At 46.8% G+C, this 24,584-nt stretch carries 20 protein-coding genes; 15 read left to right on the forward strand and 5 right to left on the reverse strand.

What is annotated here, in order from left to right:
• The first annotated feature begins 13 nt into the window (after window positions 1-13).
• The 4 genes from NQ542_RS15710 (at window position 14) to NQ542_RS15725 (ending at window position 6,663) form a co-directional block, all read left to right on the forward strand.
• Entirely contained in the window at window positions 14-1,816 is a 1,803-nt protein-coding gene (locus NQ542_RS15710) for a RagB/SusD family nutrient uptake outer membrane protein (RefSeq protein WP_005650780.1), read from the forward strand.
• 512 nt (window positions 1,817-2,328) lie between these two features.
• A complete protein-coding gene (locus NQ542_RS15715; RefSeq protein WP_005640522.1) occupies window positions 2,329-2,739 on the forward strand; it encodes a hypothetical protein in 411 nt (136 codons plus the stop codon).
• Between the two features lie 46 nt (window positions 2,740-2,785).
• The gene (locus NQ542_RS15720; protein ID WP_005640524.1) at window positions 2,786-6,025 is read left to right on the forward strand and encodes a S41 family peptidase; all 3,240 of its coding nucleotides are present in this window, start codon (window positions 2,786-2,788) and stop codon (window positions 6,023-6,025) included.
• A gap of 113 nt (window positions 6,026-6,138) precedes the next feature.
• A complete protein-coding gene (locus NQ542_RS15725) occupies window positions 6,139-6,663 on the forward strand; it encodes a 3'-5' exonuclease (protein WP_005640526.1) in 525 nt (174 codons plus the stop codon).
• Between the two features lie 21 nt (window positions 6,664-6,684).
• On the opposite strand, the gene NQ542_RS15730 is transcribed toward NQ542_RS15725, so the two are convergent.
• From NQ542_RS15730 to NQ542_RS15750, 5 genes are all read right to left on the reverse strand, one after another.
• The gene (locus NQ542_RS15730) at window positions 6,685-7,872 is read right to left on the reverse strand and encodes a dicarboxylate/amino acid:cation symporter (protein WP_005640528.1); all 1,188 of its coding nucleotides are present in this window, start codon (window positions 7,870-7,872) and stop codon (window positions 6,685-6,687) included.
• Entirely contained in the window at window positions 7,841-9,307 is a 1,467-nt protein-coding gene (nhaC, locus tag NQ542_RS15735) for a Na+/H+ antiporter NhaC (protein ID WP_005640529.1), read from the reverse strand. The genes NQ542_RS15730 and nhaC overlap by 32 nt, the downstream gene beginning before the upstream one ends.
• A gap of 92 nt (window positions 9,308-9,399) precedes the next feature.
• Window positions 9,400-10,095, reverse strand: coding sequence for an SIR2 family NAD-dependent protein deacylase (locus NQ542_RS15740; protein ID WP_005640531.1), 696 nt, complete (start codon window positions 10,093-10,095; stop codon window positions 9,400-9,402).
• A gap of 177 nt (window positions 10,096-10,272) precedes the next feature.
• Window positions 10,273-11,742 (reverse strand): glycoside hydrolase family 125 protein, encoded by a 1,470-nt coding sequence (locus NQ542_RS15745; protein ID WP_005640532.1) that lies wholly within the window; start codon window positions 11,740-11,742, stop codon window positions 10,273-10,275.
• Window positions 11,743-11,753: 11 nt separating this feature from the next.
• Window positions 11,754-12,947, reverse strand: coding sequence for a glycoside hydrolase family 76 protein (locus tag NQ542_RS15750; RefSeq protein ID WP_005650777.1), 1,194 nt, complete (start codon window positions 12,945-12,947; stop codon window positions 11,754-11,756).
• Between the two features lie 389 nt (window positions 12,948-13,336).
• Here NQ542_RS15750 and NQ542_RS15755 point away from each other — a divergent pair, with 389 nt between their 5' ends.
• The 11 genes from NQ542_RS15755 to NQ542_RS15805 all read left to right on the forward strand — a co-directional run bounded on the left by NQ542_RS15755 (window position 13,337) and on the right by NQ542_RS15805 (window position 24,555).
• The gene (locus tag NQ542_RS15755) at window positions 13,337-13,924 is read left to right on the forward strand and encodes an FKBP-type peptidyl-prolyl cis-trans isomerase (RefSeq protein ID WP_005640536.1); all 588 of its coding nucleotides are present in this window, start codon (window positions 13,337-13,339) and stop codon (window positions 13,922-13,924) included.
• Between the two features lie 14 nt (window positions 13,925-13,938).
• Window positions 13,939-14,664 carry an FKBP-type peptidyl-prolyl cis-trans isomerase gene (locus tag NQ542_RS15760; protein WP_005640538.1) on the forward strand — a complete coding sequence of 242 codons (726 nt, stop codon included), beginning with the start codon at window positions 13,939-13,941 and terminating at the stop codon, window positions 14,662-14,664.
• A gap of 170 nt (window positions 14,665-14,834) precedes the next feature.
• Window positions 14,835-15,302 carry an Lrp/AsnC family transcriptional regulator gene (locus NQ542_RS15765; RefSeq protein WP_005640540.1) on the forward strand — a complete coding sequence of 156 codons (468 nt, stop codon included), beginning with the start codon at window positions 14,835-14,837 and terminating at the stop codon, window positions 15,300-15,302.
• Window positions 15,303-15,398: 96 nt separating this feature from the next.
• Window positions 15,399-16,769, forward strand: a complete 1,371-nt coding sequence (locus tag NQ542_RS15770; RefSeq protein ID WP_005650774.1) for a S8 family peptidase — start codon at window positions 15,399-15,401, stop codon at window positions 16,767-16,769.
• The gene (xseA, locus tag NQ542_RS15775) at window positions 16,750-18,087 is read left to right on the forward strand and encodes an exodeoxyribonuclease VII large subunit (protein WP_005640544.1); all 1,338 of its coding nucleotides are present in this window, start codon (window positions 16,750-16,752) and stop codon (window positions 18,085-18,087) included. The genes NQ542_RS15770 and xseA overlap by 20 nt, the downstream gene beginning before the upstream one ends.
• 37 nt (window positions 18,088-18,124) lie before the next feature.
• Window positions 18,125-18,313: an exodeoxyribonuclease VII small subunit gene (xseB, locus tag NQ542_RS15780; protein ID WP_005640546.1), complete on the forward strand. Its 189-nt coding sequence runs from the start codon at window positions 18,125-18,127 to the stop codon at window positions 18,311-18,313.
• A complete protein-coding gene (locus NQ542_RS15785; protein WP_036724446.1) occupies window positions 18,313-19,008 on the forward strand; it encodes a 2-C-methyl-D-erythritol 4-phosphate cytidylyltransferase in 696 nt (231 codons plus the stop codon). Before xseB ends, NQ542_RS15785 begins: the two co-directional genes overlap by 1 nt.
• Before the next feature lie 10 nt (window positions 19,009-19,018).
• Window positions 19,019-21,115, forward strand: coding sequence for an ATP-dependent DNA helicase RecG (recG, locus tag NQ542_RS15790; RefSeq protein WP_005640548.1), 2,097 nt, complete (start codon window positions 19,019-19,021; stop codon window positions 21,113-21,115).
• A 211-nt stretch (window positions 21,116-21,326) separates the two neighbouring features.
• On the forward strand, window positions 21,327-22,571 hold the full coding sequence (locus tag NQ542_RS15795) for a peptidoglycan DD-metalloendopeptidase family protein (RefSeq protein ID WP_005650771.1): 1,245 nt from the start codon (window positions 21,327-21,329) through the stop codon (window positions 22,569-22,571).
• A gap of 142 nt (window positions 22,572-22,713) precedes the next feature.
• Window positions 22,714-23,271, forward strand: coding sequence for a DUF1599 domain-containing protein (locus NQ542_RS15800; RefSeq protein ID WP_005640556.1), 558 nt, complete (start codon window positions 22,714-22,716; stop codon window positions 23,269-23,271).
• Between the two features lie 3 nt (window positions 23,272-23,274).
• A complete protein-coding gene (locus NQ542_RS15805) occupies window positions 23,275-24,555 on the forward strand; it encodes a BT_3928 family protein (RefSeq protein WP_005640558.1) in 1,281 nt (426 codons plus the stop codon).
• Window positions 24,556-24,584: the final 29 nt, after the last annotated feature.

Consider the following 24,584-nt stretch of genomic DNA (forward strand, 5'->3'; position numbering starts at 1 on the left):
AATAAATCAAAGAATGAAAATGAAATCTGTATATTGCTATATGCTGGCAGGTCTGATGTTATCTGCTTCAAGTTGCAGTAGTTGGTTAAGCGAAGACGATGCACCGGTGATGTCGTACGATTATTATGAAACGGAAGCCGGTGTAAATGCAGCCATTACGGCAGCTTACGGTTTTCTTCGTTGGGGAGTTGGTGGTGAACGTTTCGATGTATTGACCGAATTAGGAACCGATTTGTTCACGGAAGGGGAAGATGGTAGTAATCGTGAATCGTATAATAAATATGCGACACAGTTGAATCCGGACGACGGTATTCTGTATGAAATGTGGGAAAATCACTACAAAGGGATTAGTGATGCCAATATCGCCATGCAGAAGATTCGGGATTCCCAAGACTTGTTGGAGAGTGTGAAAATACAAAGTTATGCCGAAATGCAATTTATCCGCGCCTATTTATATTTTGATTTGGTGCAGCAGTTTGGGCGTATTCCTTTGGTCACGGAAGGTAGTTTCGAGATTCGGACGGACTTCAAGCGTGCTCCGATCGCTGATGTTTATAATGTTATTATCAGTGATTTACGTAATGCCGCCGAAAATTTACCGGAGAAGGCTTCTGTTTTAGGACGTGCCACACGTTACTCAGCTGCCCATTTGTTGGCGAAGGTTTATCTGACTCGTGGTAGCGCAGTCAAAGATGCGCGTGGTCAGAAAGCGACAGATATGGATAGTACGCTTTATTATGCTGAGCAAGTGATCAACAGTGGAGCTTATGCTTTGCAAGAAAACTTCTCCTCTCTGTGGGATATCAAGAATCAGGGGAACTCCGAAGCTGTGTTTGCCGTGCAGTTCACAACCGAGCCGATGTTTAACGGAGATGGTAACAAGCAGCATCTCTATTGGCTGTCTTGGTATGAAGATCAGCCGGGTATGTTGAGAGATATTGAAAACGGTCGTCCGTACCGTCGTCACGTGGCGACAAAGAAAACGATGGACGATTTATTCGATCGTTTGCATGATTCACGTTTTTATAAGAGTTTCAAATGGGTCTACTATGCAAATAATGTAAGCACGCTGCCTGTTTGGGAGTCGCTTTCTTATGACGGAAACGTCTATTTTACGCCGGATCCTTCTAAAGGGCAAATAGAGGGCGAGTTGAAATTCCAGCATGGCGATACGGCGATTTATTATACGATGCAGGAAACAGGGCTTGCTTCTAATAGTGACGAGATGCGGAAATTGCGTGCAGACTATACTTATTCTTATTTCCCTCGCGAAATGCATTCGATCCGTTATTTTCCGTCACTGGTGAAATACCTTGATCCGAGCCGTCCTTCTGTGTCTGAAGAAAAGGGATCTCGCGAATGGGTGCGTATGCGTTTGGGAGAAACGTATTTGTTGGCAGCGGAAGCTGCCGGTCGTAAAGGTGATTTCGACAAGGCTGCTGAATATATCAATGTGATCCGCAAGCGTGCCGCTTGGGCCGAAGGTGAGCAAAAAGACCAGCAGATCTGGCTTTTCGAAGGTGGAGTGAACGATACGAAGAGTACGTATGATGCACTTAAAGTTTCTCCGGCTGATCTACAAGGTGATTTTATCGAATTTATTCTGAACGAACGCGGACGTGAATTACTGGGAGAAACCAATCGTTGGGAAGATTTGGTTCGTTGTGAACTGCTGTATGATTGGGTGAAGAAATACAATCCGGATGCAATCTACATTAAACCGTATCACAAACTTCGTCCTATCCCGCAGAAACACATCGACCGTCTGAATCCTGTTGGTGAGCTCAGTGAAGAACAGAATGAAGGTTATTATTGATGTCTGTCTTTAGAGATAAAGCGATATAAAAAGTAGGTATTAGTTAAAAGTGGCCGGCTACAATGGAATAGATGATATTCCGCCGTAGCCGGCTTTTTCTGTGTTTTTTCTAAAGAACCTTGAAAAAAGGAAGGAGGAATATCGGATTTTTGAATCTTCTGTTTATCTTTGTCGTGTACAGTAAGCAGGATAAAGCGTTATCGCTGGTACAACTTTGGTGGTGAACACGAAAGTTTATATATTATCTCTTGATTGAAACCTCGAAATTTCTAGATAACTAGTGGATAGTATGTGAATTTTGTTCGCGTTTTTTCTTGTCATGCAAGATGGGTGTTTATGCACTTGCGTATTCAAGATAAAAAACGTGGGTAATTATTGCATACAACTAGTTATAGGTTATTCGAGGTCCTTAATCGAGTGTATGTTGCTAATTCCCACGTTTCTTTATAATAACCATATAATTGGGGAATTGTTGGATATATGGGATTTTTTCAGGTCGAATTTAAGTAAATATGGAATTACCTTTATCTATTTCAAATCTTCAGGAGCAATGGTTGCTATCTTTTTTGAAAAAACTTGATCCTGCCAATATTACTGAGCTTTTTTGGCAATTGCGGCCTTATGTAGTCTTGCATCATGTGGAGTTTAAGGAGTCTTCGTTTTCTTTTTCATCAGTTGGTATTATTAATTTTGTAGATATTGTCGGTTTTGTCCGTAAGAATGATACTTTGGGTATTCTGTTGAGGAACGGCTGTTTCTATTTGTTTTCTGCAGTAAGTAGGGACCGGCAGTGCATATTGGTTTGTGATCCTGAATTTTATAAGCAAACGGGAAGAAGGTTGGGAGGCTGGTCTCTTTTTGTTGCGAAACGGCAATTATTGTGGTGGAAAATAAAGGAATATCTGCATCGGAATATATTTTGAGCTTTACTTTTTTTACCTTTGTCGGTTGACTAAACGATAATTAGGTATGAAGAAGAAACTTATCTTTTCTTTATTGGTTCTGGCTGGTGTCCCTTCACTGTCGATGGCGGTGGACGAAGCGCGTTTGTTGCGTTTCCCGGCTACGAACGGCAATGAGATTGTTTTCTCGTATGCGGGCGACCTCTACAAGGTTCCGGCTACGGGTGGCGAAGCCAGGCGCCTGACTTCGCATGTGGGGTACGAAATGTTTCCTCGTTTTTCACCGGACGGCAAAACGATTGCATTCACCGGGCAATACGATGGTAATACAGAAGTGTATACCATGCCGGTGACGGGTGGAGAACCGCTGCGTGTGACCTATACGGCAACAAACAGCCGGGATGACTTGGGTGATCGTATGGGACCGAACAATATCGTGATGACCTGGACGCCTGATGGCAGTCGGATTGTGTATCGCAACCGCATCAGCGATGGCTTTAGCGGAAAGTTGTTCACGGTGGAAAAGGAGGGTGGCTTGTCTGAAGCCATACCTCTTCCTGAAGGTGGATTCTGCAGCTATTCTCCCGATGGTAAACAGTTGGCTTATAACCGTGTCATGCGGGAGTTCCGTACCTGGAAATACTACAAAGGCGGGATGGCGGATGATGTCTGGATCTATAGTTCCGATAAGAAGACAGTCGAAAACATTACGGACAATCCTGCACAGGACATTATCCCGATGTGGATCGGCGATGAAATCTTCTTTCTTTCCGACCGTGACCGAACAATGAACATCTTTGTTTATAATACGAAGACCAAACAGACGGACAAAGTCACTGACTTTACCGAATACGACGTAAAGTTCCCAAGCGCAAATGGCAATACGATCGTTTTTGAAAATGGCGGTTATATTTATAAGATGGATGCTGGGAGTAAGAAGCCCGAAAAGGTGAACATCACCTTGACTTCCGACAATATTTACGCCCGTAGCGAAATTAAGGATGGAGCTGACTATATTACCGAGGCCTGCCTGTCGCCCGACGGTGAACGTTTAGTGGTGACTGCCCGTGGCGAAGTGTTCAACTTGCCGGTTGAGAAGGGTGTGACAAAGAATATCACCCGTTCGCCAGGAGCACATGACCGCAATGCGCAATGGTCGCCCGACGGCAAATTCATCGTCTATATTTCGGATGCGACCGGAGAGACAGAACTCTATATGCAGGATGCCATTGGAGGCGAACACGTCCAGCTGACAAAGGATAATGACACTTATATCCGCGGTTTTGAACTAAGCCCGGATTCCAAAGCGGTTGTTTATACGGATCGTAAGAACCGTATGAATCTCTTGGACGTTGCTACAAAGAAGGTGACGACCTTGTTGCAGGACCCGATGGGCGAGCCGCGGGGAGTGACTTTTTCGCCGGATAGCAAGTGGCTGACTTATACCCGTACAGGGAACAATGAATATAGTATCGTTTATGTTTATAATCTGGCTGAAAAGAAAGAATACCCGGTGACAGACAAGTGGTATGATTCCTCTTCCCCGGTATTCAGTACGGACGGTAAATATCTGGTTTTTGCATCTGCCCGTGATTTTAATCCGACTTATGGATCGCTGGAATGGAACCATGTCTATAATAATATGTACGGGGTTTATTTGACGTTGTTGTCCAAAGATACTCCTTCGCCTTTCATTGAGAAGGATGCGGAAGTCTCTGTTGCCAAAGAGGAATCAAAGAAAAATACATCGGTTAAGAAGGAGGAGACAAGGAAAGACGAGTTTGCCACTTCTGCTGTCAAGATCGATTTCGATGGGATTACGGATCGTGTCGTCAAGTTGCCGGTGAGTCCTTCCTATTATGGGAATTTTTATTCAGACGGAAACAAGGTTTACTACTGGGGACGTGGAGGTACGAGAGTATTCGACTTGAAAGAGCAGAAGGAAGACGTGGTGGCCGATGGCGCTTCTATGGGTGTCGAACCCGGTAGCAAGAAAGTGCTCTTCTTCAAAGGTGATGCTCTTTATGTGACGGATATTCCTTCGGGAAAGGCAGACTTGGGTGATCCGGTGAACTTGTCGAATATGAAGATTGCGGTCGATTATCCGAAGGAATGGGCGCAGATTTTTGATGAGGCATGGCGGGCTTATCGCGATGGTTTCTATCTAGAGAATATGCATGGGGTAGATTGGAATGCGGTCAAAGCAAAATATCAGGTGCTTGTCCCATATGCCAAGACACGTCTGGATTTGAATTACATCATCGGTGAAATGATCGGCGAACTGAACTGTGGTCATGCATATGTGAATCCGGGTGAAGTAGAACGTCCCAACAGGATAAAGACGGGGCTGTTAGGCGCTGAGATCTCCCGTGATAAGAGTGGTTTCTTCCGTTTGGAAAAGATCTTGCCGGGCGCTTCCTGGAGCAAGTCGTTGCGTTCTCCGTTGACGGAGCCGGGCATTGAGGCGAAGGCTGGCGAGTTTATCGTGGCGATCGACGGTGTGCCGACAAACAGTGTGAAAGACATGTATTCGTTGTTGGTCGGCAAGGCTGGTGTCCCGACGGAGATTTTGTTGAACAGTAAACCGCAGCTGGAGGGAGCACGCAAAACCGTGATCAGTCCGCTGGAAGAAGAATATTCTTTGTATCATTATAACTGGGTACAGGATAATATTAAGAAAGTCGATAAAGCATCGAACGGCAAGATCGGCTATATCTATATTCCGGATATGGGACCAGAAGGACTGAATGAATTCTCCCGCTATTTCTATCCGCAGCTCAACAAGGAAGGGTTGATTATTGACGACCGTGCCAATGGGGGGGGGAATGTTTCGCCGATGATCCTCGAACGCCTTTCCCGTGAACCGTATCGGTTGACGATGCGTCGTGGTTCAGCCCGTATCGGAACTGTTCCCGATGCCGTGCAAGTAGGTCCGAAAGTATGCTTGATCAATAAATATTCGGCTTCCGACGGCGACCTCTTCCCTTGGGGCTTCCGTGCGCTGGGATTGGGCAAACTGATCGGGACTCGTACGTGGGGTGGAATTGTCGGTATCAGTGGCTCGTTACCTTATATGGACGGGACGGACATCCGTGTACCTTTCTTCACAAGTTTCGATCCGAAAACCGGTAGCTGGATTATTGAGAATCATGGTGTCGATCCTGATATCCTGATCGATAATGATCCCGTCAAAGAATGGAACGGTGAAGACCAGCAACTCGACCGTGCCATTCAGGAGGTCATGAAAGAACTCCAGGACCGCAAACCGCTTCCGGGAGTGCCGACACCGAGAGACTTTAGTAAATAATTGACAATTAACAATGGACAATTGGCAATTAAAGAAAGGACAATGAATGCTTTTCTTGATTGTCAGTTGTCCGTTGGATTAATTGTCAATTGACAATTATCAATTAGAAAAGTATGGAACGCTTTGCCGCAATTGACTTTGAGATCGCTAATGGAAAGCGCAGTAGTATTTGCAGTATCGGGGTTGCTATTATTGAGGACAATAAGGTAATCGATTCTGTTTACATGCTGGTCCGTCCCTATCCGAACTTCTACACTCGGTTTACTACTGCCATTCATGGCATAACCATGCAGGATACAATCGACTCTCCCGACTTTGAGGAAGCCTGGACCAGGATAGCCGGCAGATTGCAAGATATCCCACTGGTTGCCCATAACAGTTCTTTTGACGAAGGTTGCCTGCGGGCAGCTCACGAAGCCTATGACCTTGCCTATCCCAAATATCAGTTTTATTGCACCTGCCGTTTGTCGAGGCGCATGTATCCTTTCCTGGCTAACCACCAACTACAGACTGTTGCCGCTCATTGCGGATACGATCTGACCTATCATCACCATGCAATGGCTGATGCTTATGCCTGTGCTCATATCGCGGCAACCATGATGCGGGAAAAGGGAGTCGAAAGGCTGTGTGATTTATGACGAGGCAGATGTTTGAGAAGCCTACGGCTGACTTGTCCCAGTCTTTTGCTTGCCGGCGATCTTGTCTACCACAACTGCAATCGCCCCGTCGCCTGTCACGTTGCAAGCAGTCCCGAAACTGTCCATCGCGATGTAAAGGGCGATCATCAGCGCCTGTAATGTCTCGTTAAACCCTAACATGCTTTGCAGTAATCCGAGTGCTGCCATGATAGCGCCACCCGGTACACCGGGAGCTGCTATCATTGTGACCCCTAACATCATGATGAATCCGGCAAGAGAAGTGAAGGTGACAGGTTCGCCTGACATATACATGATTGCCATCGCGCAGGCGGTAATCTTCATCGTGCTACCTGCCAGATGGATAGTAGCACAAAGGGGAATGACGAAGATTGCGATGTTCTCCCGCACCCCGTTCTTGACCGCCTGAGCCAATGTTACAGGGATGGTGGCGGCTGAGGATTGTGTCCCCAGTGCGGTCGCGTAAGCCGGAAGCATATTTTTCAGTAGCCGCAACGGATTTTTTCCACTCATGCTGCCGGCAATCGTAAACTGGATAAGTAATAGCAACACATGCAGGACAAATATCACGATTATCACTTTCAAGAACATGGTAATCACGCCCATGACTTGCCCGCTCACCGTCATGTTCAGGAAAATGCCGAAGATATGAAGTGGCAATAAAGGGATGATAACCGCCTCGATCAGTTTCGTAATGATTTTCTGGAAATCGGAAAAGGATTCGCGCAATGTTTCCCCATTAATATAAGACAAGCCAAGCCCGATGGTGAAGGATAGAAGCAAAGCTGTCATGACATCCATCAAAGGTGGCATGGCGACTATAAAATAGGGTTGCAACATGAAGTCTTCGGGATTTTCCATTGCTGTTAACTCCGTGTTGACCGGTAGGATATGTGGGAAGATTGCCGAACTGCTGAAATAGGTGAAGAAACCAGAGAAGATAGTTGAGCCATATGCGATCAGTGCGGTCAAGGCCAGCAATCTGCCGGCCCCTTTGCCTAATTCCCCGATGGCTGGTGTCACCAACCCTAGAATAATGAGTGGGATCGAAAACGACAGGAAGTTGCCGAACAAAGAATTAAATGTAACAAAGATGCGGGCGATCCCGCCGGGCAGGAACTGCCCGAATACAACGCCGGCTGCGATGGCAATGACAACCTTAGCCAGCAACGACACTTTTAGCTTTTTCATTTTTCCTTTTTATTTTGAACCCGATCGCAGCAATCGTGATGCTCATCAACGGGCTGATTAGATTAAAGAAACAATAAGGAAGGTAGATGAATGTCGCAACTCCGAGGATCGTTGCCTGTGTCATACCGCAAGTATTCCACGGGATTAGTACGGAAGTGACGGTGACCGAGTCTTCTACCGTACGGCTCAGCAGACGGCTTTCGTATCCTTTCTTTTCATAAATATCCTTGAACATATTTCCAGTCAAGATGATGGAAATATATTGGTCGGCCGTACAGATGTTGAGGAACAGTCCCGATGCGACAGTCGACGTTACCAGCCCGACTGTCCGTTTCATAAAGCGCAGAAATACGGAAGTGATGCTGCCCAACATTCCGCTTGCCGCCATCGCCCCGCCGAAGCACATGGCACAAAGGATCAGCCAAATCGTATTCATCATGCCTGACATGCCTCGTGTGGCAACCAGGCTATTCAGTTCCGGATTTCCGGTTTTTATGCTTGTACTGCCGTAAAATGTCATTAATAGGCCCTTAAAATTGGATTGGATGTTTCCTACTGGTAAACCGGAAATTTCCAGCAACAGGTGTGGCTGGAAAATCAGCGCGAACATGCCAGCCAATGCTGCCGAAATGAACAGCGTGATGATCGATGGAACTCTTTTCGCAATCAGGATGCCAGTGACGACCGGTACGATCAGCAGCCACGGTGTGATATGGAACGTATTGTTCAGGGCGATCGAGTACTGTTCGATCTGGTCTGTTGCCGTCGCTTCGTGTGAAAGACCGGCTACCGTGAAGATAACGAGCGTGATCAACATAGAGGGAATTGTTGTGATCATCATGTAGCGGATATGTTTGAAAAGAGGTGTGTCCGTTACCGATGAGGCAAGGATGGTCGTATCGGAAAGTGGAGATATCTTGTCCCCGAAATAGGCCCCCGAAATGATCGCCCCGGCAATCCATCCGTCGGAGAAGCCTTGTGCCTGTCCGATACCTAAGAGGGCGATCCCGATGGTGGCAATGGTAGTCCATGAACTTCCCGTCATGACTGAGACGACTGCACAAATGATACAGGTCGATGCCAGGAAGAAACTAGGATGAATGATCTGCATCCCGTAATAAATCAAAGTGGGGACGACACCACTTATCATCCAGCTGCCCGACAACGCTCCAATGATCAGTAAGATGATCAGAGCTGTCGCAACGCCAGTGATATTGTTGATCATCGCCAGCTCCAGCGCCTTCCAGCGTACTTTGCTGTAGGTCATGGCGATCAGGCAGCAGATGGCGGTAGCGGTAAGTAACACGATCTGGCTGCCGCCACTAAGGGCATCGCTACCGAATATGCGTATTGTCACAAATAAAAGGGTTACCAATACAAGTATGGGAACCAAGGAAAGTAAGGGCGAAGGAATCTTCGTCGGATTATGCTCCATTCTCAATAATACTTAATTCTATGTGTTTACTTTGCAAATTTAATAGAAAAGCTCTGAAGTGTTTCTATTATGTAAGTGATTTTAAGAACGTATTAATGATTTTGCAGTAATAACTCCTTCAATTCTTTCACCCCTTCCGATGCTCCTTTCCGTATGAAGCGGATATCGTTACGATAGGCTTTTACCTCTTTCGGGTCGATGAGGTAGATTGTCTGGCCGTGGCGTACGTAGTTCAGTAGTCCTGCCGCCGGGTATACGTTGAGCGAAGTCCCGATCACCACAAAGATGTCACAATCTTCCACTAGTCGGATTGCAGGGTCGATCATTGGAACCGCCTCGCCGAACCAGACGATGAAGGGGCGGAGTTGTACTCCATGAGGATCCTTGTCCCCGATATGCAGGTCTGGATTTTCTGGCGAAATATCGTATGTCGTATTCAGGTCACGAATGGAGCAAGCTTTCAGCAGTTCGCCGTGCAGATGGATCACATGGCTGCTTCCCGCCCGTTCGTGCAGGTTGTCGATGTTTTGTGTAATGATATGGACGTCGAATTCTTGTTCCAAGTCGGCAAGTCCGATATGTCCGGCATTAGGTTTCGTGTTCAGTAATTCCCGACGTCGTTGGTTATAAAAGTTGAGTACCAGTTCCGGATCGGCAGCAAAACCTTCTGGGGTTGCCACATCTTCCACCCGATATTTTTCCCATAGTCCGTCCGAGTCACGGAAAGTCGAAATACCACTTTCGGCGCTCATCCCGGCACCGGTCAGTACGACTAATTTCTTTTTCATAAGGCTGTTGTTTTATATTTTTTACAAATATAGAAAAGAAAAATTATTCCGGTTTCCCAACATTCTCTGATTTTAAGTAGCGGAGTGGTGTATTAGGATGTTTTTATATATAGTTCGGGCATGAATTTTATGTAATCCATGCCCGGATCAGTTCTGTTCGTAAGCGATATTTATCTGTTATCCTAAATTGTTCAGAATATCGACTTTGCCTTCATTCACCAAACGGTAGATCATTTCACCGAACAACGTGTTGACCCAGGCGAACCAGGAACGGGTAAACTTGCTCGGATCATCCTTATAGAACGATTCGTGCATAAATCCTGTATCTGCATCCGTGTCGCGCAGCATCTTGACGCATTTGCGGATTTCCTCGTTGTCGTGTGTTGTATTGCAGCGCATGATGATACTCATCGGCCAGATATATCCGAAACCGATATGCGGGCCGCCGATACCTTCGCCTGCCTTGCCTTGGAAAAAATAAGGATTTGCATTGCTGAGTACCAGCTTGCGGGTGTTCAGGTAGACTGGATCGTCCATGTCCACACAGCCTAGATACGGTAGCGCGAGCAAGCTCGGAACATTGGCATCATCCATAAATACATGGTTGTAGAAACCATCTACCTCGAATGCATATACTTTGCCATATTCAGGATGGTTGACAATACCGTATTTCTCGACAGCAGCCGCTACCTCATCCGCCAATGAATCGCAACGACGGGCAAAATCGTTATCATTTTTGATCTCGCGCATCATCTCGGCTAACTGGCGGAGTGACGTGATGGCGAACAAGTTTGACGGGATCAGGAATCCGAACAGAGTCGCATCATCTGACGGGCGGAACGATGAAACGATCAGGCCGACTGGATTGACCGGACTGCCCCAACCGTCGTTTAGTAAGGTATCGCCTTGGCGGTCTGTCTTGCGTCTGAATTGATACGGACCGAGGTTGTCCTTACGCTGTTGTTCGATAAAAGTTTTGTAAATGCTCTTCATCGCTTTGTCCCAATCGGCATCGAAAGGGGAAGTTTCACCTGTTTTCTTCCAAAAATGGTAGGCGAGGCGGATCGGATAGCAAAGTGAGTCGATTTCCCATTTGCGCTCATGCAATTCCTTTTTCATATCAGTAAAGTCGCTTTCCCATTCACTGCCGGTCGGTCCTTCGTTGAAGCCGTTAGCATACGGGTCGATGTTGATACACCAGGTCTGGCGGTTGATGACGCCGGCAAGCATGGTTTTCACTTTCGGGTCGTCGTTGGCGAACTGGATATGCGGGAATACCTGTGCCGATGAGTCACGGAGCCACATGGCGTGGATATCACCGGTCAGGACGAAGGTGTCGGGCTTACCATTCACCATCTTGTGTTCGCAAGTCGTATCCAATGTATTTGGAAAACAGTTTTCGAACATCCAGGCGAGCTTCGGGTCTTTCAGCTTGGCCTTTGTGGTGGCGATCGCTTTCTCTACGGCTTCGGATGTGAATTGCCGTTTGCTCGGTACCGGACGTTTACAGACATATTGGGTGGTGGAAGCAGCCCCGGCTAATTTGTCGTCGGCTTTTTCAGCCATACGGGCAAATGAGTGCTGGCCAACCATAAGGCTTGCCAACGAAAGGCCGCCTGTTTTCAGAAAGTTTCTGCGTGTTGTCATCTGTTTGTTATTTATTTGATGTTATTGATTTCGGAAAAAAGTTCGACCATGCAGGCGTTATCCAACAGCCATTTATGCTCTTTGGTCTTGATACCGGTCCAATCGTTGTCGAGGAATCCGTTTACGTCGCGGGTATGATCCCATGCATAACGTGCGTTGTCCGCCATCGTCCGGATATATTCGGGATTATGGTCTACCTCATAGAGGGCAGTCAAGCCACGCAGCAGGATCACGTTGAACCAAGGGCTGGCGGTGTAGAAGCGGGTTGCCGTACCGTCTACGGCTTTGCGCACTTCGGTAAAACGTTGGTAGGCGCCTCGGGCGGTTTCCTGTGCGTCTTTCAGATAGGCTTTGTCGCCTGATTGCTGGTAGAGCAGGACGCCGGCTTGTATCATCTGTCCGCTGTTGTAGGTATATTTTGCCTTGTCCACGCTTCCGTCCAAGCGGACATTATCCCAATAAACGAAATCTTCCGGATCGCGGAGGCTATTCTTGGTCCAGTCGTATGTCTTCTTGGCCTGTTCGAGATAGGTATTATCTTTCGTCAGGTTATATAGTTTCATGCAGAGGACGGCTGCGGGTGCATTGGAGCATGTGTTCTTGGACGTTTTCTTTTGCTCGCACCAGTAAATGCCGCCGCCCAGTACATCGTCCCATCCGCTGTATATATAATTGTATAGTGTCTGTGCCTTTTCCAGATATTTCTTATTTTTCGTCAGTGCGTACAAGTCGCAGAAATCGATCGCCAACCAGTCGTTGTCATCATAAAAACGGTCGCTTTCCCCGTTGAACATCGGATAGCTCTGATAACAGAACGGTTCGCGTATATTATCCCAATATTGTTCCAGCCCCGGCAGAATCCTTTCTTCCAGCACTTTCAGATATTTCTTGTCTCCTGTTGTCTTATAAAGTGCAATCCCTCCTGACAGCATCCCGGAGTAGGGCCAGAGGAACGATACCTCCTGATTGCGTTTCTGCTCGGCCCCTTCCGCCAGATATGTGACCTGATTGTCGGGATTGGCCGGATACGTTTCTTGCAACAATCCGTATTTTTCGACGTTATATTTGTCCAGGATGTGGGTGAACATGGAATCGGCGATAGCGAGGTCGCGACCGGTAGAAACAGTCTCTGTTGTGTATTGGCAGGAGGTCGCTCCCAATAGGCATCCGCAAAGGGATAAAATCGAAAATAATTTTTTAATCATGGTCTAATAGAATAAGTTATTTTTTTTGCAAAGATACTATTCTTTTGAAAAAACGAAACTCTGATGGTATGCAAATACCGCTGAGGTTTGTTTTTGTGTACAGCTTTCGTCTTTATGATCAAAATTACACTACCATTCCTTCTTTCTTTTCTGAGTTAATAGGGTATCTTTCGAAAATTATTTGCTATGGTGATATTTTTTAATATTTTAATTGATAGTAAATCTCTCTTTTGGACTGTTGAAATGACTGAATGTGGGTTCGGATAGTCCCGATGTGAGACTATCATGTCTAAGATGAGTTATCGTTACATAAAAAAGTCTTCTTGTTTGGTGTTTATGTGGTTAAAAGCATTACATTTGTGGTTCATAATTAGTTGAAAAGAAAAAGAATGGATAAGATTAGTTACGCACTTGGCTTAAGTATCGGGAATAATTTCCAGAACTCGGGCATTAATAATCTTCAGGTTGAGGATTTTGTAAAAGGGTTGAAGGATGTGCTGAATGAAGCACAACCGGAAATCAGTTACGATGAAGCAAAGCAGGTTATCAACGACTACTTCATGAATCTTCAGAAAGAAAGACTGGAGCTTAATAAGAAGGCCGGAGAGGAATTCTTGAATATCAATAAGGGAAAAGCCGGAGTCGTTACGTTACCCAGTGGTTTGCAGTATCAAGTGTTGAAGCAAGGTGAAGGAGCCAAGCCGACTGCTTCCGACAAAGTAAAATGCCATTATCATGGAACATTGATCAACGGAACGGTATTTGACAGTTCTGTACAGCGTGGCGAGCCCGCTGTGTTCGGAGTGTCGCAAGTGATTCCGGGATGGGTGGAGGCGCTGCAGTTGATGCCGGTAGGTTCTAAATGGCGTCTTTTTATTCCTTCCAATCTGGCCTACGGCGAGCATGGTGCGGGCGATGCGATTGAACCGAACAGCGCATTGGTTTTTGACGTTGAATTGTTGGACATAGTAAAATAACATAATAGAGAAAAATGAAAAAGATTAGTGTATTGGTTGCTACAGTGATTGTAGCTATGGGTATTACATCATGTGGTGATTCACACAAAAGCGCATCTCTGAAGACTGCCGCAGATAGCGTGAGCTATGCCATCGGTATCAGCACAGGTGCAGGTTACAAAGAAAATTTGAAGACTTTGCCGGGCGATCCTGCTAACGTTGATGATCTGATTGCCGGCTTTATCCAGGCTATCAAGGGCGATTCTTCCGCTATGAAGATGACTCCGCAGGCTGCTCAGGCTTATGTTCAGACTTACTTCATGGAAGCCTCTGCAAGAGATGCCAAGAAGACGAAAGAAGAAGGCGAAAAGTTCTTGGCTGAAAACAAAACGAAGAAAGACGTTATCACGACTGAAAGTGGTTTGCAGTATCAGGTAGTTACGGAAGGTAAAGGTGCAAAGCCGACTGCCGACGATAAGGTGAAAGTTCACTACACTGGTACTTTATTGGACGGAACTAAATTCGACAGCACGATGGATCGTGGCGGTGAACCGGCAGAGTTCCCGGTTGGCGGCGTAATCAAGGGCTGGACGGAAGTGCTGCAGTTGATGCCGGTAGGTTCCAAATATATCGTTTGGGTTCCTTCTGAGTTGGCTTATGGCGAACGTGGCGCAGGACAGGATATCAAACCGAACAGTACACTGAAATTCGAAATCGAGCTGCTGGATATCGTAAAAGACAGCACTGCTGACAAAAAATAATAAACTGTCGTTTTATACCGTAATTGGCGGGCGAAATATGTTAAATAGCATTTTTCGCCCGCTTTTATTATTTATTTCATACTTTTTTCTTTCACAATGATATAGTATTGAAATTAATTATATACTTTTGATACATTAAATCTAAAAAAGGAAAGTAAAGTAAGTAAGCAATGGAGAAGATAGACAAACTGGACCGGCAGATATTGAACATTATTTCAAAGAATGCCAGGATTCCTTTTAAGGATGTGGCCGAAGAATGCGGTGTTTCGCGTGCTGCCATTCATCAACGGGTACAACGCATGATTGATATGAATGTGATCGTTGGGTCAGGCTATCATATTAATCCGAAGATTTTGGGTTATAACACATGTACTTATATCGGTGTAAAACTGGAACGAGGTTCGATGTACAAAGACGTGGTTCCCGAATTCGAGAAGATACCGGAAGTGGTTGAATGTCATTTTACGACCGGACCGTATACGATGCTGATCAAGTTATATGCACGCGACAATGAGCATTTGATGGAGTTGCTGAACGCACAGATACAGGAAATACCGGGTGTGACCGCTACGGAAACGCTTATCTCGTTGCGCCAGAGTGTAAAGCGTGAAATCCCTATTTGTGATATTTCCGAATAAGAGAAGATAGAATATATGAGCCCGGCCTCGAATGAGTTGCCGGGCTTTTTTATATGCCATACAATTTATATTTTTGCAGAAAAAGATAAAGCAACAATGTCAAAATATTTGTCCATACTGTTTCTTTGTTGTCTTCCAACCTGGTTATGGGCGGGGGAGAATTATCGTTTTCGTGTCTATTTGAAAGACAAAGGGGATGACGGCTTCCGGGTGGAGGAGCCCGAAGCCTATCTTTCCAGGCAAGCGATCGAGCGGAGGGCAAAAAATGATATCGCTGTGACGGATGCTGATTTTCCCATATCCCGGTCATATATTGCAATGTTGTCTGAGACAGGTGCGACCCCTGTTGTGCAAAGCAAATGGTTTGCGACTGTCGTGGTGGAAAGTCCCGATAGTACGGTGGCTGAACAGTTGCAACAGCTGGCAATTGTTGATTCCGTCAAGTGGATTTGGAAAGGGAACCTGCGGGTTCCGGCCGAGGAAAAGTGGGAAGATCGTTTTGTGTCGGAGGATGAACCGCTACATAATGAATATGGCTATTCCTATAAACAGATCAAGATGCTGAATGGTACTAAATTACATGAAGCAGGTTTTCGGGGTGAAGGAATGCGGGTGGCCGTAATTGATGCCGGTTTTATGAATGCGGATCGGGTGTCGGCTTTCGATTCGCTCAGGTTATTAGGAACGCACAATGTCGTATTTCCTGGTAAAAGTGTGTTTGTCGGGGACGATCACGGGACAAAGGTCCTTTCCTGTCTCGCCGCCGATATTCCGGGTGTGATGGTCGGGACTGCCCCGAAAGCCTCTTACCTGTTGCTTAAGAGTGAGGACAGCGATTCCGAATATCCCGTCGAGGAAGACTATTGGACTGCCGCTGTTGAATATGCGGACAGTGCTGGTGTGGACGTGATCTCTTCGTCGCTTGGGTATTTTGCTTTTGATACGGATGAACTGTCGTACGACCAGGATGCCTTGGATGGTAGGACCGCTATGATCAGCCGAGCGGCTAACTTGGCTGCCGATAAAGGGATACTTGTCTTTTGCAGTGCCGGTAATGAAGGAAGCGGCGATTGGGAAAAGATCACGTTCCCATCAGACGCAGGCGGGATCTTTACGGTCGGTGCGATAGATGAAGATAAAAAGAAAAGCGGTTTCAGTTCCGTTGGCTTTACTGCCGACGGGCGTGTGAAACCGGATGCCGTAGCATTAGGTACGAGTAGCTGCGTAATTGGGCCGGACGGCAATGTCAGGTATGCGAACGGGACCTCTTTTGCCACGCCTATCCTTGCCGGGATGGGAGTTTGCCTTTGGCAATCATTGCCGTGGTTGAATAACAGGGAGATGATCGAACTGCTGCATCGCTCGTCCAGTCAATATAAACATCCGGATACGGAGTTAGGATACGGTATTCCCGATTTCTATAAAGCATATAAGAAGGAAAGGAAAAATGGGGTACGGTCAAAATAATCAGAATCAGGAGCGGCAGGCGTTTTCTTTGCTGGAGCTGAACAACCGGGTGAAAGGGGTTATCCTGAATGCATTCCCGGAGACGTGCTGGGTGCGTGCCGAGATGAGTGACGTGCGTACGAATGCAGCATCTGGGCATTGTTATCTGGAGTTTATCGAAAAGAACGCGATAACCGGCCAGCTGGTTGCAAAGGCACGCGGTTCCATCTGGGCGAAAACATTCCGGATGCTGAAACCTTATTTTGAGATGGAAACCGGGCAGATATTTGCCTCCGGGTTGAAAGTATTGGTGAAAGTGTCGATCGAGTTTCACGAACTTTACGGGTATAGCCTGACCGTGCTGGATATCGATCCGGCCTATACGTTGGGAGACATGATCCGGAAACGGATGGAAATCATCCGGCAATTGAAGGAAGAGGGCGTTTTCACACTGAATAAGGAATTGCCGTTGCCAACGTTGCCGAAGCGGATCGCTGTCATCACTTCGCCAACGGCTGCCGGATACGAAGACTTCCTGAACCAGTTGGCAAACAACAAGGCCGGCTATCCTTTCTATCCGAAACTGTTTCCGGCTCTTATGCAGGGCGAACGGACGGAAGAGTCCGTGATTGCGGCATTGGACCGGGTGTACCGCCATGCCGACTGTTTCGATGTGGTCGTGATTATCCGGGGCGGTGGTGCTACTTCGGACCTGAATAGTTTTGATTCCTATCTCTTGGCGGCAAATTGTGCACAATTCCCGCTTCCTATTATAACCGGTATCGGGCATGAACGCGATGACACGATCTTGGATATGGTAGCTCATACACGGATGAAGACACCGACGGCCGTAGCCGAGTTCCTGATCGGGCAGATGGACAAAGCTGCCGGGGAGGTGGAAGAGTTACAACAGGACGTTTGTTCGTTGGCAACTGAGATCCTGTCCAGGCAAAAGAACTTCCTGCAATCATTAGGAAGTCGTCTGCCTGTCCTGGCAATAAACCGGATCGAGCGGAATCGTTCGCTTCTCCAACGGATAGGTATGCAATTGCCAACGGATGCCCATGCATTTCTAAACCAGTGGGCATCGAAGTTGGAAGCGATGCAGGTGCGTTTGGCAAACCGTGCGGAGAGTAGTTTGGCAGAGCGGAGCCGTTTTGTCCAGTTGACCGAACAGTTTATCAAGATGGCTTCTCCCGACTATGTATTGAAGCGGGGTTACAGTTTGACGCTGAAGGACGGCAAGATCATCAAACAGGCTGACGGACTGGTTGTCGGCGACGAATTGATAACCTGTTTTGCAGACGGTGAAGTACGTTCGAAAGTACTGAAGAAATAAATCATAAATCAAAAATCATAAATCAAAAACCCCCATCATGGCAGAAACATATAATGAAGCAGTAGAGAAACTCCGTAAGATCGTTGCCGATATAGAGAATGGCGATCTGGACGTTGATATTCTTTCTGAAAAGGTAAAGGAAGCGACCCGATTGATCAAATTGTGTAAGGAGAAACTTTACAAGGCAGACGAGGAGGTCAAGAAAGTTTTGGAGGAACTGGAATGATGAAGAGATATGTCTTGATAGTCGCCGGAGGTCGCGGGCTGCGTATGGGAAGCGACTTGCCGAAGCAGTTTATCCCGATGGAAGGAAAGCCAGTCCTGATGCATACGTTGGAGGCTTTTCACCGCTGGGACGCGTCTGCCGGTCTGATCCTGGTGCTTCCGGAAGATCACCAACCTTATTGGAAGATGCTTTGCCGGGAGATCGGTTGTAAGGTGCCGCACCGGATAGCGAACGGAGGTGAGACGCGTTTTCATTCCGTCCGGAACGGATTGCATTTCCTTTCGGATGAAATCGGAAATCTGTCTGGAGGGGATGAAAAGACGTGGGTCGCCGTTCATGATGGGGTCCGTCCTTTTGTCGCTCCCGAAGTTATCGACCGGTGTTTTGCCGAGGCTGAAGTGTCGGGTGCTGCTATCCCGGTTGTGCCTGTGGTTGATTCTCTCCGCGAGTTTTCCGGCGGGTCGAGCCGTCCGGTCGATCGTTCGCGTTATCAGGCGGTGCAAACCCCGCAGGTTTTCGATTATGATTTGCTTTTGAAAGCGTATGAACAGCCTTACTCAGAATTGTTTACCGACGATGCTTCGGTTGTGGAGGCTTGGGGGCATACGGTCAAGACTGTTCCGGGAAACCGGGAAAATATAAAGATTACGACTCCGTTCGATCTGTTGGTGGCAAAGGCGCTGCTTGCAAAATAAATATTTGTATATGCTCGATCTCGACAAACGTTCCATCATGTATCTGCCGGGCGTCGGCCCGAAAAAGGCGGAGATATTGCAGAAGGAAGCCGGTATTTCTTCGTATGAAGACATGCTGTTCTACTTTCCGTACAAATACATTGACCGTAGTCGTTTCTACAAGGTGGCAGAAGTGACCGGGGATATGCCTTATATACAGATGAAAGGGCGTATCTTGTTTTTCGACACGGTAGGTGAAGGGCGTACAAGGCGGTTGATCGGGAAATTCACGGATGGGACGGGCACAATCGACTTGGTCTGGTTCAAAGGGATTAACTATGTTTTGGACAAGATCAAGACTGGCGTTGATTATATCGTATTTGGCAAACCGACCGAGTTCGGGCATATCTATAATATTCCCCATCCGGATATAGACCCTCTGGATCAAGCGGATAAGGTTGCCAACGGGCTGACACCGTTCTATAATACGTCCGAGAAGATGAAAAAGTCGTTCCTCAATTCGCGGGCGATTCAGAATTTGCAGTACACTTTGTTGAGCGGTTTGAACTGGACGTTGCCTGAAACTCTTCCTCCGGATGTCTTGAACCGTATCCGGATGATGTCGTTCCCGGAAGCGATACGGAATGTGCATTTTCCCGAATCGGTCGATAAATTGCGGAAAGCGCAATTGCGCCTTAAGTTTGACGAACTGTTTTTCATCCAGTTGAATATTCTCCGCACTTCCAACCTGCGCAAACTGAAGTTGAGAGGGATTGTCTTTCCTTCCGTTGGAGATTATTTCAATACGTTCTATAAAGAATATCTACCTTTCGAACTGACGAATGCGCAGAAACGTGTTGTTCGTGAGATTCGTGCCGATATGGGAAGCGGGCGTCAGATGAATCGCCTTTTGCAGGGAGATGTGGGAAGCGGGAAGACTTTGGTCGCTTTGCTCTCCATGCTGTTGGCGGTCGATAACCATTGCCAGGCTTGTATGATGGCGCCGACGGAGATTCTGGCAACCCAGCATTATGCGACAGTCATGGGGTTCCTGAAAGATATGGATATAAAAGTGGCCTTGCTGACCGGCTCAACGAAAAAGAAGGAGCGGAATAAGATATTGCCGGCTATCGCGAGCGGGGAGATCCAACTCGTGATCGGGACACATGCTTTGATTGAAGAAACAGTTGTCTTCTCCTCTCTCGGTCTGGCGATTATAGACGAACAGCACCGCTTCGGGGTGGAACAGCGTTCTCGGTTGTGGACGAAAAATGCGGTTGTCCCTCATGTCCTGGTGATGACCGCGACACCTATTCCCCGTACGCTTGCCATGACTTTATACGGCGATCTGGACGTCTCGGTGATCGATGAGTTGCCACCCGGACGCAAACCGATCCAGACCGTGCACCGCTATGATAACAAGAAAGCGCAACTTTACGACTTTCTCCGTAAGGAAATCGGACAGGGCCGGCAGGTCTATGTCGTTTATCCTTTGATCGAAGGCAGTGAGAAGTTGGATTATAAGAACTTGGAAGAGGGGTTCGAGACATTCAAAGAAGTTTTCCCTGAATATAAGGTATGTATGGTTCACGGAAAGATGAAAGCGGCCGACAAAGAGGCGGAAATGCAGAAGTTTATTTCCGGCGAGGCGCAGATATTGATGGCGACGACCGTGATAGAGGTTGGCGTGAACGTGCCGAACGCTTCCGTGATGGTCATCGAAAGCGCCGAACGTTTCGGTCTTTCCCAGTTGCATCAGCTTCGTGGACGGGTGGGACGTGGAGCGGAGCAGTCATATTGTGTGCTTGTCTCTTCCTATAAACTGAGCAACGAGACACGCAAGCGCTTGGAAATAATGGTGAGCAGCAATAACGGATTTGAGATTGCCGAGGCCGATTTGCGTCTGCGGGGCCATGGTGATCTGGAAGGGACGCGTCAGAGCGGAGAAGGGATAGACCTTAAGATCGCGAACTTGGCAGCCGATGGACAAATCCTTCAGTATGCGCGTGATATAGCTCAGGATGTTTTGAACGAAGACCCCGATTTGTTATCCGAACCTAATCGGATATTGAACGAACGCCTGAAAACTCTCTTCGCAAAGAAGGTAAACTGGGGAATGATCAGCTAATATGTTGTGAAACATGTTTTGTTTTAATTGTGTGTAAATCAAAGGGTAAAAAGTTCGCTTTTGCTTTTCTTTGGTTTCATTGCGGAAATTTTTCGTTATTGAATTTTGCCGGCTTATCCAAAATTACGAACTTTGACGAGATAACGGTGGAATAAACCATTCTATATCATGATTTTTCATCGTGAAATTACTGTCGAAAGTGATAAGAATAATGAAGATACGAGCATTACTGTTTATTTGTTGTACCACTATTCTGGTATCAGCTGTTGAAGCTAAGATAAAAGAAGATGAAGGAGCTCCGAAGCAAATCGTTCATATTGAAAAGATGGATAAGCGTGTTTCCGAATTGATGGCAGACCGTGTTAATATCCGGAAGAATATGGAACTGAAGGAACTTGCGACCCTCAGCGAGATCGAAATGGAAGAAAAGGAGAACTTGATGTTTCCCGCTGATGAATTGTACGGGTCCAATTGGGAGAACCGTTGGGTTGATCCGTTTCGGGGAGCTGCGAAGGTCAATTTTCCGGATTCGTTTGCGATAGACTGTTCCTCCTTTGTCTATCCTATCGCCATTGATTCTATGGCAAGGATCACCTCTAAATATGGTCCCCGTCGTCGTCGTATGCATAAAGGAATAGATTTGAAGGTGTTGAAGGGCGATACGATCCGTGCCGCTTTTAACGGTAAGGTTCGTATCAAGGCTTTCGAACGTCGCGGATATGGCTATTACGTGGTGCTTCGTCATCCGAATGGATTGGAAACGATCTATGGACATTTGTCTAAGATTTTGGTTGAAGAAAACCAGATCGTACGTGCAGGCGAGACGATCGGATTAGGCGGTAACACGGGACGATCTACCGGTTCTCATCTCCACTTTGAAACCCGCTTTTTAGGACAAGCCATTAATCCGGCTGAAATCATTGACTTCGAAAATGGCGTCCCTCATCAGGATACTTATGTTTTCCATAACGTAAAAATCAACGGGCGCAGAAGCAATATCTATACTTCTTCTTCCGATCGGCTGGTTTATCATCGTGTGAAATCGGGTGATACGTTGGGCAAGATTGCCCGAATATATGGAACCAGCGTGAATGAATTGTGTCGTCTGAACGGTCTGAAAAGCACGTCTGTCTTGCGGATCGGACAGTCTATTCGTTGCAGTGCCGGCGCGGTCACCTCTGCTAAAGCCGGAACGTCGAAACCGGCTGCTTCTGCTAGCGTAAAGCAAACCGTGAAGACTACGGTCGCGGCAGATGCTGCAGCTGTCGCTTCTATCAACCAGACTTCTGATGCCGGGCGGCAAGAGGCTACTCCGGTTTACCATCGTGTGAAATCAGGCGATACGTTGGGGGCTATTGCCGCTAAATATGGTACGACAGTCTCTAAGCTTTGTGAATTGAATGGCATTACGAAAACGACGATTCTGAAATTGGGCCGTTCGCTTCGCTGTTCTTGATTAAGAGTTGGCTGATATGATATAAAGGGCTATTCGTTATGTGCATACGGATGGCTCTTTTTATTTCCGGCTAAAGTAGCCTCTCTTTTGGTCAGATATGGATTTATCCGTATCTTTGTACGGATGTAAATGCTAAGAAAGTATGGCTGATACGAAGGAACAATTCGAAAAAGTAATATCCCAATGCCGGGAACTGTTTGAAAAGAAGTTGAAAGATTACGGTCCCTCGTGGCGAATCATGCGTCCGCAGTCGCTGACCGACCAGATATTTATTAAGGCAAACCGGATTCGCAGCCTTGAGATAAAAGGAGTGAGCATGGTGGATGAAGGTATCCGTCCTGAGTTTGTCGCAATCGTGAACTATGGGGTTATCGGCTTGATACAATTGGCAAAAGGATTTGCCGATACGACGGATATAAGCAATGAAGAAGCGCTGGCCTTGTATGATAAATACATCACGGCAACCAAAGAGCTGATGTATGCCAAGAACCATGATTACGGTGAGGCATGGCGCGGCATGCGTATCAGTTCCTATACGGATCTGATCCTGATGAAACTTTATCGTACGAAGCAGATCGAGAGCCACGGAGGCAAGACGATCGTGTCCGAAGGCATCGATGCCAACTATATGGACATGATCAACTATGCGTTATTCGGCCTAATCAAGCTGGAGTACGGAGAAGAAACAGTTGAAAATTGAAAGTTGGAAGTGAAGAATAAGAATGCCGTTTTAAAGATATTGGCAGAATTGTGCCGCTTGCTGATCGGAGTTGTATTTATCTTCTCCGGTTTTGTCAAGGCGGTCGATCCGATGGGCGGGGCGATCAAGATCGGTGAATACCTGGCTTCCTTCGGACTGGATATGTTGCAGCCTTTTACGGTATTGTTGTCTTTCAACCTTTCGGCAATCGAGTTTGCGCTCGGTGTCTGTATGCTGCTGGGAGTGTACCGGCGGTATGTCTCTTTTCTTATCTTGATATTTATGGCGTTTATGACGCCGTTGACTTTGTATCTGGCCCTTTTCGATCCCGTATCGGATTGCGGTTGTTTTGGGGATGCGCTGGTGATCTCCAATTGGGAAACGTTCTTTAAGAATATCGTACTCTCTCTTGCCGCTATTGTTACGTTTATTTATAACCAGCGCTTGTTCCAGTGCTTTACTTTCCGGGCATATTGGTTTGTCGCTTTGTATGCTTACCTGTTCGGTGTCGGTTTCGCTTATTATAATTACAATCATCTGCCTGTAATCGATTTCCGTCCGTATAAGATCGGTGCGAATATACCGAAGTTGATGGAAATGCCCGAAGAGGCTCCGCAGGATGAATACAAGTACACGTTTGTGTATGAAAAAGACGGCGTGAAGAAAGAGTTTTCGCTTGAAGACTATCCGGCAAACGACAGTAGCTGGACATTTGTGGATTCGAAGACGGAATTGGTCAAGAAGGGCTATCAGCCTCCTGTTGCCGCTTTCAATATTTACAATGGAAAGGGAGATGATGTGACGGAAGAGATCATCGGAAACCCCGGTCCGGTTTTGCTGCTTGTCGCTCCGAAGCTGGAAGAAGCGGACGACGAGCAGATGGATGAGATCAACGGCGTGTATGACTATGCGCTCGAACATGATATCCCGTTCTATTGCGTGACAGGTTCTTCGCCGGAGGCGATCGATACCTGGAGCGACAATACAGGGGCCGAATATCCTTTCCGGATGGCGGACGAGGTACTGCTTAAGACGATTATCCGTTCCAACCCCGGTCTGGTGCTGCTGAAAGGCGGTACGATACTGGGCAAATGGCACTACAACGATATTCCGGCTGAGGAAGAGGTCAAGGCGGTTATGGATCGCTGCTTGGACGAGAGCAATATAAAAAGTAAAGAAGATGGGACCCTTGCAACCAACCTATTGACTTTTACCGTACCTTTGCTGCTTGTTTGGATGTATGACCTGCTGCGTTTCAGACGCAAACGGAAAGAAAAGAAATAACTATTTGTATTACATATTTAATTAATTAA

The organism is Parabacteroides merdae ATCC 43184 (genome assembly GCF_025151215.1).
GTDB classification, from domain to species: Bacteria; Bacteroidota; Bacteroidia; order Bacteroidales; family Tannerellaceae; genus Parabacteroides; species Parabacteroides merdae.